Genomic DNA, 12834 nt, shown 5'->3' with positions numbered 1-12834 from the left:
GCGGCGTCATGCAGTTGATTGAACATTCCGACTCGCCGCGCTACATCCGCCTGCACGAGCGGGATAACGTGGTCATCGTGGTCAATGATCAGGGCGTACCAGCCGGTACCGAATTTTCGGACGGCCTGGTCACCGTGGACTTCGTGCCGCAGAGTCACAAGGTCACCCTGGAGGACATTCCCGAAGGTGGCCAGGTGATTCGTTACGGCCAGACCATTGGCTATGCCTTGCAGCCGATTCCCCGCGGCAGTTGGGTCAAGGAAGATCAACTGCGCATGCCGACCGCGCCGCCGCTGGACAGCCTGCCGCTGTCCACCGATGTGCCGGCCGCGCAAGCACCGCTGGAAGGCTTCACCTTCGAGGGTTATCGCAACGCCGACGGCACCGTCGGCACGCGCAATATTCTCGGCATCACCACCACCGTGCAATGCGTGACCGGCGTGCTCGATCATGCGGTCAAACGCATCAAGGACGAGTTGCTGCCCAAGTACCCGCACGTCGATGACGTGGTGGCGCTGACCCACAGCTACGGCTGCGGCGTGGCCATCACCGCCACCGACGCTTACATCCCGATCCGCACCGTGCGCAACCTGGCGCGTAACCCGAACCTGGGCGGGGAAGCCCTGGTGATCAGCCTGGGCTGCGAGAAATTGCAAGCCGGGCAGGTGATGCACGACAACGACAGCTCGGTGGATCTCAGCGAGCCTTGGTTGTACCGCTTGCAGGATTCCAGCCACGGCTTCACCGAGATGATCGAGCAGATCATGGAACTGGCCGAGACGCGCTTGAAGAAGCTCGATCAGCGCCGTCGGGAAACCGTACCGGCGTCCGAGCTGATCCTCGGCATGCAGTGCGGCGGCAGTGATGCGTTCTCCGGTATCACCGCCAACCCGGCACTCGGTTATGCCTCGGACCTGTTGCTGCGGGCCGGCGCGACGGTGATGTTTTCCGAAGTCACCGAAGTGCGCGATGCCATTTACCTGCTGACCTCCCGCGCGGAAAACCAGGGCGTCGCCCAGGAACTGGTGCGGGAAATGGACTGGTACGACCGCTACCTGGCCAAGGGTGAAGCGGATCGTAGCGCCAACACCACGCCGGGCAACAAGAAGGGCGGGTTGTCGAACATTGTCGAGAAGTCCCTGGGCTCGATCGTCAAGTCCGGCAGCAGCGCGATCAATGGCGTGCTTGGCCCTGGCGAGCGTTTCAAGCGCAAAGGCCTGATCTTCTGCGCGACCCCGGCCAGCGACTTTGTCTGCGGGACGTTGCAGCTGGCGGCGGGGATGAACCTGCATGTATTCACCACCGGTCGTGGTACGCCTTACGGGTTGGCCATGGCCCCGGTCATCAAGGTCTCGACCCGGACCGAACTGGCGCAACGCTGGCCGGACCTGATCGACATCGACGCCGGGCGTATTGCCACCGGCCGCGTATCGATCGAGGAACTGGGCTGGGAGCTGTTCCACTACTACCTGGATGTGGCCAGCGGCAAGAAACAGACGTGGGCCGAGCAGCACAAACTGCATAACGACATCACCCTGTTCAACCCGGCGCCGATTACCTGATATCGCGTTATCGTTCATTGCTGGCAAGCCAGCTCCCACAGGGACTTTTGCGTTGCATAAAACGCATGAACACTGAGGATCCTGTGGGAGCGGGCTTGCCCGCGATGACGGTCTACCAGACGCCGATGTCCTTGGTGGCTTATCATTAGCCTCCTAACGACGCCCACCAAGGTTACCCCCGGCATGCTGGCAATTTTCCTCGAAACCCTGAACATCACCGCGCCGGTGTTTGCCATGCTGTTTCTGGGGGTGCTGCTCAAGCGCATCGATTGGATCAACGATAATTTCATCCACACCGCGTCGGCACTGGTGTTCAACGTCACCATGCCGGCGTTGCTGTTTCTGGGCATCCTGCATGCCGACCTGCACGCGGCATTGCAGCCGGCGCTGTTGATCTATTTCTCCGTGGCGACGCTGGTGTGTTTTGCCATTGCCTGGGGCTGGGCGATCTGGAAGTGTCCGCGGGAAGATCGCGGGATCTACACCCAGGGCGCCTTTCGCGGTAACAACGGGGTCATCGGCCTGGCGCTGGCGGCGAGCATGTACGGTGCTTACGGGATTTCCCTCGGGGCGATTCTCGCGGCGCTGGTGATCCTGTTTTACAACACGCTCTCGACCATTGTGCTGGCGGTCTACAGCCCGGTGATCAAGTCCGATCCGTGGAGTATCTGCAAAAGCGTTTTCAGCAATCCGCTGATCATCAGCGTGATTGCGGCCGCACCGTTCGCCTGGTTCAAGATCGGTTTGCCGGGATGGCTGGAGACCTCCGGCCAGTATCTGGCGCAAACCACGCTGCCGCTGGCGCTGATCTGCATTGGCGGCACGCTGTCCCTGGCGGCACTGCGCAAAAGCGGCAACATGGCGCTGAGTTCAAGCCTGATGAAGATGATCGGCCTGCCGGTGCTGGCGACGCTGGGGGCATGGCTGTGGGGCTTTCGTGGGGCGGAACTGGGGATTCTGTTTCTGTACTTCGGCAGCCCGACGGCAGCGGCCAGCTTTGTGATGGCCCGTGCCGCCGAAGGCAATCATGAATTGGCGGCAGCCATCATCGTGATCACCACGTTGATGGCTGCCGTGACCACGAATATCGGGATCTTTTTGTTGCAGTGGGGCGGCTGGATTTAGCGGCTGGCCACATCGGGCAAGGTTTTGCACATGGGCCCGGTCTCTGGAGGTGCTGCATTCGGGTAGCGATCAGGCGTGATCTGCACCGGTGTGGTGGTGACAAAACCATCGGCGAAGGTCGCCTCGACAAAGCTCGCTGCCCAGCCCTGCTCGGGCGTATCAATCTGTACCTGGGCGCTCAAAGGCGAGGAAGGGGTGATGTTTGTCGGCTCGTAGCGAATTGCGCAGGCATCGCGGAAGTCTCGCGCCATCGGATTCACCGCGGTCCACTGAGTGACCTGAACCGGCGCTTCGGTGAACTGCAGCGAAACCGTTTTGCCCGTTGCAAGTGTGGTTGCGTTGGTCGTGATGGTGGGTAGTGGGCGATCCTGCTGCCACCGGTTGACCACTGAAATCAGCGAATTCTCGACAAATTGCCTGATCCCGGTGTGACTGGCATTAGGGGCGACGCGCAAGCTCTTCGGTCCTGGCAACTGGTCAAAATAGAAGTCCGAGTTGTCGGGCGCGAAAAAATCATCGCTGCTGGCGTTCACGATATATTTCGGGATCGACAATCGCTCTGCGTAGGCACTGTCCAGGTAGGTCATCGGATCTTCGATTTTCATCAGTTTTTTGAAGTTTTCACTGTGTCGCTGACTCAGAACGCCTTCGCCATGATAGTCATAGAAGGCCAGCGGCCAGTTTTTTCCAAAGGTTTGATAGGTATGCTCGAGTACTTTGTCTGTACCGAGACCATCAATGACAAACGGCACGACGGCATTGATTCGCTCATCGGCAATTGCCGAAAGCCAGGCTGCCCAGGCGCGTTTCGATGCCCCGGTGGCAATGAATTGGTCAACTTGCCATGGCCCAAGTTCCTTCTGGGCGAGATCCATGGTCTTGACCAGCGATGCCATCATCGGAACATGCACCGACATGTATGGGCGCGCTTCGGGATTGTTCAGAAACAGCTTCCAACTATGGGCAACACTTGAATCTTCTGTACGGGCGCGACCGTCATCGGCATACGTCAAATATTGGTTGGGGATGTTGCTGAGCGAAATGACAATGGTGCCGGTTTTGCGCGCAACTTCCAGTGCCATGGCTTGAGTGAAGTCTGTGGGGTCAGATGCCGCTTTTTTGCCGGCGGGGATGTTGGTTCCGTTATTCGCGACTAACACTGCCTGTCCGCGAGCGGCATTGTGGGGGATATAGATATCCACGTCATGTTTCCATTGTTCCGGGCTGACCAGTCCATCAGGTGACCAGCGCTGGGAGGAGAGCTCAAAGCTGCGCTTTTCGACACCTGGAAAGGTTTCGGTGCCTTTTGCAACGTAGAGTAATGGCTTGGAGGCTTCCTCTTTTTTGTAGCAGTTCAATACTTCACTGAAGTTGTAAGGGCTGCCCAGGCAGGCATTCGCGGAAGTTTCGGCTTGTACGGTAAGACTTGCAAGTGCAAGAGAAATGCAGGTGCTCGAAAGAATGACACAAAGACTGGATCGCATGGATTGGCTCTCGCTTGTTTCAAATTATATTTTATTTATTTTTTTGCGGGGATATCTGCGGTCGGAAAAGTTTGTCTTTGTGGTGTTGATATTGAAAGTGTTTTTTAATGGGTATTGTTTGTCGGGATATTTGTATTTGGAAGTTGCAAGTATAAATGTAAGTTCAATGATTTTTACTGGTTGTGCAGATTCAACGGAGAAACAAAAGTCTCTCCGTTGAATGAATGTTTTTGCGTTATTGAGGCTGCTGGTATTGCTCGATCACTTCCTGCGCCGCCCGAAACGCATCGATCGCCGCCGGCACGCCGGCATACACCGCGCAATGCAGCAGCGCCTCGCGAATTTCTTCCACGGTGCAGCCGTTGTTCAGCGCGCCGCGCACGTGACCTTTCAACTCCTGCGGGCATTTGAGCGCTGTCAGGGCGGCAAGGGTGATCAGGCTGCGGGTTTTCAATGGCAGACCTTCACGGTTCCAGACTGCGCCCCAGGCATGTTCATTGACGAAATCCTGCAACGGCTGGGTGAACTCGGTGGCGTTGCCCAGTGCGCGGTCGACGAAGGCGTCACCCATCACTTGGCGGCGAACTTCAACGCCGGGTTTTTTATTCTCGGTCATGGGACTTCCCTCTTATGGTGTTGGCGACGCCATGCGCGTAGCGACGTGAACAGTAAAAACGCCACCAACGCCGGCAGGACGAAAAGCAGCATCAAGTGTTCCAGCTTGCCGGCCAGTGGCATGCCGGTGGTGAACGACACCACGTGCAGTCCATAGGCCAGGTACAAACCCAGAAACAGCAGGCCTTCGGCGCGGGTCACCCGGTAGCCGGAGTAAAACACCGGCAGGCATAGCGCCGCGACGCCGAGCATCACCGGCAGGTCGAAATCCAGGGCGTTGGGCGACACCGACAGCGGCGACGGCGCCACCAGTGCGGTAATGCCGAGCACGCCCAAGAGGTTGAACAGGTTGCTGCCAATCACGTTGCCCACGGCAATCTCGCGCTCGCCGCGCATTGCGGCGATCAACGAAGTGGCGAGCTCAGGCAGTGACGTGCTGACAGCGACGATGGTCAGGCCGATGATCCGCTCCGACAACCCAAAATCGGTGGCGACCGCAACCGCTGCACCCAGCAACAAGTGCCCGGCGTACACCAGCATCGCCAGTCCGGCGACGATCATCAGCAAGCTGCTCAGCCATGGCGCTTGCGGGTGGTGGTCATGGCTTGATACCGGCCGTGCCGAGTGTCGCGACTGGCGCAGCAACAAGCCCAGGTAAATCGCCAGAGCGGCAAGCAATATCACGCCGTCGGCCCGGGTCAGTTCTTCATTCCAGGCGAGTAGGAAAACCAACAGGCTGGCACCGATCATCAACGGAATATCCAGACGCACCAGTTGTCGGGAAACCCTCAACGGAATGATCAGCGCGGACAATCCGAGGGTGACAAGGATGTTGAAAATGCTGCTGCCGATCACACTGCCGACCGCGATGTCGGCGTTGTGCGCCAGGGTGGCTTGCAGGCTGACCGCCATCTGCGGGGCGCTGCTGCCGAGGGCGACGATGGTCAGGCCGATGATCAGCGGGCGTATGTGCAACCGTGCGGCAATGCGTACGGCGGCGCGCACCATCAATTCGGCGCCGACAATCAGCAGGAGCAATCCGCTGAGCAATTCGATCACGCTGATCAGGGGTAAATCGGCTAATCCGAAAATGGTCGGGGCTCCATCGGTCAGTCGTCGAGGGCTTGTACGCGAACCCGTGCGGTGCCGCTTTTGAGCATGCCCAAACGTTCGGCGGCTTCATGGGACAGGTCGATCAGGCGTCCACGGCTGTACGGGCCGCGATCATTGATGCGGACCACGCAGGACTTGTCGTTGTTCAGATTGGTGATCTTCACCCGCGTGCCAAAAGGCAACTGACGATGGGCGGCGGTCATGGAATTCTTGTTGAAACGTTCGCCGCTGGCGGTACGTTTGCCTTGGTGTTTGGCGCCGTAATACGAAGCCACGCCGGTTTTGTCGTAGCCGTGTGGATCGACAGTGTCGGTGCTGGCGCAACCGGCCAGGAGCGAGAGGAGGGCGCAAAGTCCAAGTAGACGCTTCATTTGAAAGCTTCCGAAAACAAATGTGGGAGCGACGGTGCGGCGGTCCGACTTGGTCGCGATTGACATTCTGACAGTCAACTCATCGTTGAGTGCCGGACCGCAACCGCGAGCAGGTCGAATCGTCGCACCGTCGCTCCCGCAGGGAATGGAGCCAGATTTTAGAGCTGGCTCCATCCTCATCAGCCTTCGAGCTTACTTTTCAGCAGTTCGTTGACCTGTTGCGGGTTGGCCTTGCCTTTGGAGGCTTTCATGGCCTGACCGACGAAGAAGCCGAACATTTTGCCGCGCTTGGCTTCGTCTGCCGCACGGTATTGCTCGACCTGCTCGGCGTTGGCCGCGAGCATTTCGTCCAGTACCGCCGAGATGGCGCCGGTGTCGGTCACTTGCTTGAGGCCGCGCTTGTCGATGATCTCGTCCGCGCTGCCTTCGCCGTTGGCCATCGCTTCGAACACCACCTTGGCGATCTTGCCGGAGATGGTGTTGTCCTTGATGCGCAACAGCATGCCACCCAGAAGCTCGGCGGAAACCGGCGACTCTTCGATGTCCAGGCCTTGCTTGTTGAGCAGGCTACCCAACTCGACCATCACCCAGTTCGCCGCCAGTTTGGCATCGCCGCCAATGCTCGCGACTTTTTCGAAGTAGTCGGCTTGCTCACGGCTGGTGGCCAGGACGCTGGCATCGTAGACCGACAGGCCGAATTGCTCCTGGAAGCGCTCGCGTTTCTGCGGTGGCAATTCCGGCAGGGTGGCGCGCACGTCGTCAAGGAACGAGTTCTCGATGACTACCGGCAGCAGGTCCGGATCGGGGAAGTAACGGTAGTCGTTGGCTTCCTCTTTGCTGCGCATCGGACGGGTTTCGTCCTTGTTCGGATCGTACAGGCGGGTCTGCTGGATCACTTTTCCGCCGTCTTCGATCAGCTCGATCTGACGCTGGATCTCGGAGTTGATCGCCTTCTCGATGAAACGGAACGAGTTGACGTTCTTGATCTCGCAGCGGGTGCCGAATTCGACCTGGCCTTTCGGACGGATCGACACGTTGCAGTCGCAACGCAGCGAACCTTCGGCCATGTTGCCGTCGCAGATACCCAGGTAGCGCACCAGCGCGTGGATCGCCTTGACGTAAGCCACGGCTTCCTTGGCGCTGCGCATGTCCGGCTCGGAGACGATTTCCAGCAACGGCGTGCCGGCACGGTTCAGGTCGATGCCGCTGGCGCCGCTGAATTCTTCGTGCAGGCTCTTGCCGGCGTCTTCTTCCAGATGCGCGCGGGTGATGCCGACGCGTTTGACCGTGCCGTCTTCGAGGGCGATGTCCAGGTGGCCCTTGCCGACGATCGGCAATTCCATCTGGCTGATCTGATAGCCCTTCGGCAGATCCGGGTAGAAATAGTTTTTACGGGCGAACACGTTGTGCTGGCCGATCTCGGCGTCAATCGCCAGACCGAACATCACCGCCATGCGCACCGCTTCCTGGTTCAGCACCGGCAATACGCCAGGCATGCCCAGGTCGATCAGGCTGGCCTGGGTGTTCGGCTCGGAACCGAAAGTAGTTGAACTACCGGAAAAGATTTTCGACCGGGTGGTGAGCTGGGTGTGAATCTCCAGCCCGATCACGACTTCCCATTGCATGTGTGTCTCCTCAGAAGCCTTTGCTGGGGATTTTGAAACGTCGCGAGCGAAGGTAAGGCAAGGCGAAAACTGGCGAGTAAGCGGAGTTGACTTTAGTCAATGAGCATTACGAGCCAGTTTTCAACGCAGCATTACCGAGCGCAGCAGTTTCAAAACCCCTGCGGGGTGCGGGTGTGCCAGTCAGTGTGTAACTGATACTGGTGGGCAACGTTCAACAGGCGGCCTTCCTGGAAATACGGGGCGAGCAACTGCACGCCGACCGGCAGGCCATCGACAAAACCTGCAGGCATGGACAAGCCCGGCAGACCGGCGAGGTTGGCGGTGATGGTGTAGACGTCTTCCAGGTACGCAGCGACCGGGTCGCTGTTTTTGGCGCCGAGCTTCCAGGCCGGGTTCGGCGTGGTTGGGCCGAGGATGATGTCGACCTCATTGAAGGCCGCCATGAAGTCGTTCTTGATCAAGCGACGAATCTTCTGCGCCTTGAGGTAGTAGGCGTCGTAGTAACCGGCGGACAGCGCATAGGCGCCAACCATGATCCGGCGCTGAACTTCCGGGCCGAAGCCTTCGCCACGGGAGCGCTTGTACAGGTCTTCCAGGTTTTTCGGGTCTTCGCAGCGGTAGCCGAAACGCACGCCGTCGAAACGCGACAGGTTGGAAGAGGCTTCCGCCGGGGCGATCACGTAGTACGCAGGGATCGCGTGCTGCATGTTCGGCAGGCTGATTTCCTTGACCACCGCGCCGAGCTTTTTCAATTCTTCAACGCTGGCCATGACCAGATCGGCGATGCGTGGGTCGAGACCGGCGCTGAAGTATTCCTTCGGCACGCCGATGCGCAGGCCTTGCAGCGAACCGTTGAGGCCGGCGCTGTAATCAGGCACGGGTTCGTCGATGCTGGTGGAGTCATTTGGATCGAAGCCAGCCATGCCTTGCAGCAGGATCGCACAGTCTTCGGCGGTGCGGGCCAATGGGCCGCCCTGATCGAGGCTGGACGCGTAGGCAATCATGCCCCAGCGCGAAACGCGACCGTAGGTCGGTTTCAGGCCGGTGAGGTTGGTCAGTGCTGCTGGCTGACGGATCGAACCGCCGGTGTCGGTGCCGGTGGCCGCTGGCAACAGACGAGCGGCAACCGCCGCAGCGGAGCCGCCGGACGAACCGCCAGGCACGTGTTCCAGGTTCCACGGGTTTTTCACCGCGCCGTAGTAGCTCGACTCGTTGGCCGAACCCATGGCGAATTCGTCCATGTTGGTCTTGCCCAGGGTCACGGCCCCGGCAGCGGCCAGTTTGGCGACGACAGTGGCGTCGTACGGTGCCTTGAAGTTGTCGAGCATCTTCGAGCCGCAGCTGGTGCGAATGCCCTGGGTGCAAAACAGGTCCTTGTGGGCGATCGGCGCGCCGAGCAGGGCGCCGCTCTCACCATTGGCCCGGCGGGCGTCAGCGGCTTTCGCCTGCGTCAGCGCCAGGTCCTCGGTGAGGCTGATGAAACTGTTGAGCTGCGGATCGAGCTGGGCGATGCGCGCCAGCAGGACTTTGGTCAGCTCTTCGGAGGAAAACTTTTTATCGGCGAGTCCGCGGGCGATCTCGGCCAGAGTCAATTGATGCATTGCAGGCTCTTTCCCTTTAGTCGATGACTTTCGGAACCAGGTACAGGCCGTTTTCGACCGCTGGTGCGATGGACTGGTAGGCCTCGCGGTGATTGGTCTCGGTCACGACGTCTGCACGCAGGCGCTGGCTGGCTTCCAGTGGGTGGGCCAGCGGTTCGATACCGTCGGTATTGACCGCCTGCATTTCGTCGACCAGCCCGAGAATGCTGTTGAGGGCCGAAGTGATGTGTGGAAGATCGGCATCATTGAGGCCAAGGCAGGCCAGATGAGCGATTTTTTCCACGTCGGAGCGTTCTAGCGCCATTGGGATTCTCCAGTGGAAAACAAAACGGACCGCGTCCGTGTGTTAGATTGTCGGAACACTACCGCACTTCTACGGTCATAAGGCCGCGATTGTGGGGCTTGGTGCACAGAAAAGCGGCCAATTTAACATATTGGCGCCTTGCCCAAAATCCCTGTCGTTGTTAGAGTTTGCCGCACTTTTTTACCCACGCGTTGCCTAGGGTCCCTTTCCCATGTTCAAGAAACTGCGTGGCATGTTTTCCAGCGATCTTTCCATTGACCTGGGCACTGCCAACACCCTTATTTACGTGCGCGAGCGCGGTATCGTCCTGAATGAGCCCTCCGTTGTGGCCATTCGGACACACGGTAACCAGAAAAGTGTCGTTGCTGTCGGCACCGAAGCCAAGCGCATGCTCGGCCGTACACCGGGCAACATCGCTGCCATTCGTCCGATGAAGGACGGCGTGATCGCTGACTTCAGCGTGTGCGAAAAAATGCTGCAGTACTTTATCAACAAGGTTCACGAAAACAGCTTCCTGCAGCCTAGCCCTCGCGTGTTGATCTGCGTTCCATGCAAATCCACCCAGGTTGAGCGTCGTGCCATCCGTGAATCGGCCCTTGGCGCCGGTGCCCGTGAAGTATTCCTGATCGAGGAGCCAATGGCCGCTGCGATCGGTGCCGGCCTGCCGGTTGAAGAAGCTCGCGGTTCGATGGTCGTGGATATCGGTGGCGGTACCACTGAAATCGCGCTGATCTCCCTGAACGGCGTGGTTTACGCCGAATCCGTACGCGTTGGCGGCGACCGTTTCGACGAAGCGATCATCACCTACGTGCGTCGCAACTACGGCAGCCTGATCGGCGAATCCACCGCCGAGCGCATCAAGCAGGAAATCGGTACGGCCTACCCGGGCGGCGAAGTTCGCGAAGTCGATGTTCGTGGCCGTAACCTGGCCGAAGGCGTTCCGCGCGCATTCACCCTGAACTCCAACGAAGTGCTGGAAGCTCTGCAAGAGTCCCTGGCGACCATCGTTCAGGCCGTGAAAAGCGCCCTGGAGCAATCGCCTCCGGAACTGGCTTCCGACATCGCCGAGCGTGGCCTGGTACTGACCGGTGGTGGCGCCTTGCTGCGTGACCTGGACAAATTGCTGGCCCAGGAAACCGGTCTGCCGGTGATCGTTGCCGAAGACCCGCTGACCTGCGTTGCTCGCGGCGGTGGCCGTGCATTGGAAATGATGGATAAACACACCATGGACCTGCTTTCCAGCGAATAAGTCGCCGGATCGCCTCTATGCTGTTGAGCGCGCAGGCGGCACTTTGCAGTGCTGCCTGTTCGCGTTTATCTTCTGTCAGTCTGCATCCAGGCCGGATTGCCGCCGTATGAATAAACAGAACATTTGCCTGGAAGGAGCGGCTTATTAAACCGCTTTTCACCAAGGGCCCTTCACTGGGCGTGCGCCTGTTGGTGCTGGTCGTGCTATCGGTCGCGCTGATGGTGGTCGATGCCCGTTTCAGTCTGCTCAAGCCTGCACGCAGCCAGATGTCGCTGGTGCTGATGGACGCCTACTGGATCACTGACCTGCCTKGACGACTGTGGGAAGGCGTTGCCAGTCAGTTTGGCAGCCGGACCGAACTCGTCGCCGAAAACGAAAAACTCAAAAGCGAAAACCTGCTGTTGCAGGGGCGCATGCAGAAGCTTGCCTCCCTGACTGAGCAGAATGTTCGGCTGCGCGAGTTGCTCAACTCGTCGGCACTGGTCAACGAGAAGGTCGAAGTGGCCGAGTTGATCGGCATGGACCCCAACCCCTTCACCCATCGCATCATCATCAACAAAGGTGAGCGTGACGGCGTGGTCCTCGGCCAGCCAGTGCTCGATGCCCGTGGCCTGATGGGCCAGGTGGTCGAGTTGATGCCCTACACCTCCCGTGTCTTGCTGCTGACCGATACCACCCACAGTATTCCGGTGCAGGTGAACCGTAACGGTTTGCGGGCGATTGCCAGCGGCACCGGTAACCCGGAACGTCTCGAGTTGCGGCATGTGGCCGATACCGCCGACATCAAGGAAGGCGACTTGCTGGTCAGTTCCGGTCTCGGCCAACGTTTCCCGGCCGGTTATCCGGTGGCGACGGTCAAGGAAGTGATTCACGATTCCGGCCAGCCGTTTGCCATTGTCCGCGCCATTCCGACCGCCGCCTTGAACCGTAGCCGTTACCTGCTGTTGGTGTTCAGCGACAACCGGACTGCCGAAGAGCGCGCCAACGACGCCGCCCAGGCTCAGGAAAGCCTGGACGCGCAGGGCGGTGGGCCGATCATTCCGGCGACGGTGCCGAAACTGGTCAATCCGGCAGCCCCGGCTGTGCCGGCCGCTGCACCCGCGGCGCCTGCCACGGCGACCCCGGCAACTGCTGCGCCGGCAAAACCGGCCACCACGCCAGCCAAACCGGCGGCCGCTAAACCGCCGGCCACCAAGCCCGTTGCTGCGAAGCCTGCCGCCAAGCCGCCGGCCTCTGCGCCGGCCACTCCTGTGGGAAGAGAATAATGGCCGGTGTAAAAGCATCCCGAAACGGCTGGATAGTCTGGCTGACGTTCGCCGTCGGTCTGCTGTTGAGCGTTTCGCCTCTGCCGCAATTCATGGAAATCCTGCGCCCGCTGTGGCTGGCCTTGTTGCTGGCATTCTGGGCGTTGAACCTGCCTCAGACCGTCGGGATGGTGACGGCGTTTTGCCTGGGGCTGGCTGAAGACGTGCTCTACGGTACCTTGCTGGGGCAGAACGCCTTGATCCTGACCCTCATCACCTACCTGGTGCTGGCGCTGCAGCAACGTCTGCGGATGTTCCCGATGTGGCAACAGAGCCTGGTGATCCTGGTGATCTTCGGCCTCGCCCAGCTTGTACAACTATGGCTCAGTGCCTTGACCGGCAATCGTCAGCCGACGCTGGCGCTGGTGCTGCCGGCACTGGTCAGTGCATTGCTCTGGCCCTGGATCAGTTTCGGTTTGCGCGGATTGCGTCGACGCTACAAAATCAATTGATTCGCTCAGGCATTAGACAGGGAGAGGTC

At 59.6% G+C, this 12834-nt stretch carries 11 protein-coding genes and 1 pseudogene; 5 read left to right on the top strand and 7 right to left on the bottom strand.

Annotated features, from left to right (window positions below; all coding sequences use genetic code 11):
- The first annotated feature begins 8 nt into the window (after window positions 1-8).
- On the top strand, window positions 9-1562 hold the full coding sequence (gene garD / locus ACXRVY_RS01385; RefSeq protein ID WP_223458672.1) for a galactarate dehydratase: 1554 nt from the start codon (window positions 9-11) through the stop codon (window positions 1560-1562).
- Between the two features lie 183 nt (window positions 1563-1745).
- On the top strand, window positions 1746-2687 hold the full coding sequence (locus ACXRVY_RS01380; protein WP_223458674.1) for an AEC family transporter: 942 nt from the start codon (window positions 1746-1748) through the stop codon (window positions 2685-2687).
- On the opposite strand, the gene ACXRVY_RS01375 is transcribed toward ACXRVY_RS01380, so the two are convergent.
- The 7 genes and pseudogenes from ACXRVY_RS01375 to gatC all read right to left on the bottom strand — a co-directional run bounded on the left by ACXRVY_RS01375 (window position 2684) and on the right by gatC (window position 9800).
- Complete coding sequence (locus ACXRVY_RS01375) at window positions 2684-4171, bottom strand: PhoPQ-activated pathogenicity-related family protein (RefSeq protein WP_223458676.1); 1488 nt, start codon at window positions 4169-4171, stop codon at window positions 2684-2686. The genes ACXRVY_RS01380 and ACXRVY_RS01375 overlap by 4 nt on opposite strands.
- Before the next feature lie 235 nt (window positions 4172-4406).
- Window positions 4407-4787 (bottom strand): carboxymuconolactone decarboxylase family protein, encoded by a 381-nt coding sequence (locus tag ACXRVY_RS01370; protein WP_223458679.1) that lies wholly within the window; start codon window positions 4785-4787, stop codon window positions 4407-4409.
- Window positions 4784-5845 carry a calcium/sodium antiporter gene (locus ACXRVY_RS01365; protein ID WP_223458681.1) on the bottom strand — a complete coding sequence of 354 codons (1062 nt, stop codon included), beginning with the start codon at window positions 5843-5845 and terminating at the stop codon, window positions 4784-4786. Before ACXRVY_RS01365 ends, ACXRVY_RS01370 begins: the two co-directional genes overlap by 4 nt.
- A gap of 50 nt (window positions 5846-5895) precedes the next feature.
- The gene (locus tag ACXRVY_RS01360) at window positions 5896-6270 is read right to left on the bottom strand and encodes a septal ring lytic transglycosylase RlpA family protein (protein WP_223458683.1); all 375 of its coding nucleotides are present in this window, start codon (window positions 6268-6270) and stop codon (window positions 5896-5898) included.
- Window positions 6271-6449: 179 nt separating this feature from the next.
- Window positions 6450-7898, bottom strand: a pseudogene (gatB, locus tag ACXRVY_RS01355) (Asp-tRNA(Asn)/Glu-tRNA(Gln) amidotransferase subunit GatB); the annotation flags it as partial.
- 146 nt (window positions 7899-8044) lie between these two features.
- The gene (gene gatA / locus ACXRVY_RS01350; RefSeq protein WP_223458685.1) at window positions 8045-9496 is read right to left on the bottom strand and encodes an Asp-tRNA(Asn)/Glu-tRNA(Gln) amidotransferase subunit GatA; all 1452 of its coding nucleotides are present in this window, start codon (window positions 9494-9496) and stop codon (window positions 8045-8047) included.
- Window positions 9497-9512: 16 nt separating this feature from the next.
- Entirely contained in the window at window positions 9513-9800 is a 288-nt protein-coding gene (gene gatC, locus ACXRVY_RS01345) for an Asp-tRNA(Asn)/Glu-tRNA(Gln) amidotransferase subunit GatC (RefSeq protein ID WP_007901429.1), read from the bottom strand.
- A gap of 211 nt (window positions 9801-10011) precedes the next feature.
- Here gatC and mreB point away from each other — a divergent pair, with 211 nt between their 5' ends.
- From mreB to mreD, 3 genes are all read left to right on the top strand, one after another.
- Complete coding sequence (mreB, locus tag ACXRVY_RS01340) at window positions 10012-11049, top strand: rod shape-determining protein MreB (protein WP_002555108.1); 1038 nt, start codon at window positions 10012-10014, stop codon at window positions 11047-11049.
- 191 nt (window positions 11050-11240) lie between these two features.
- Window positions 11241-12314, top strand: coding sequence for a rod shape-determining protein MreC (gene mreC, locus ACXRVY_RS01335; RefSeq protein WP_458236971.1), 1074 nt, complete (start codon window positions 11241-11243; stop codon window positions 12312-12314).
- Window positions 12314-12805 (top strand): rod shape-determining protein MreD, encoded by a 492-nt coding sequence (gene mreD / locus ACXRVY_RS01330; RefSeq protein WP_103394147.1) that lies wholly within the window; start codon window positions 12314-12316, stop codon window positions 12803-12805. Before mreC ends, mreD begins: the two co-directional genes overlap by 1 nt.
- Window positions 12806-12834 lie beyond the last annotated feature (29 nt).

This window comes from Pseudomonas sp. P5_A2_2, from assembly GCF_054177685.1.
This window is presented reverse-complemented; position numbering and strand designations above follow the sequence as displayed.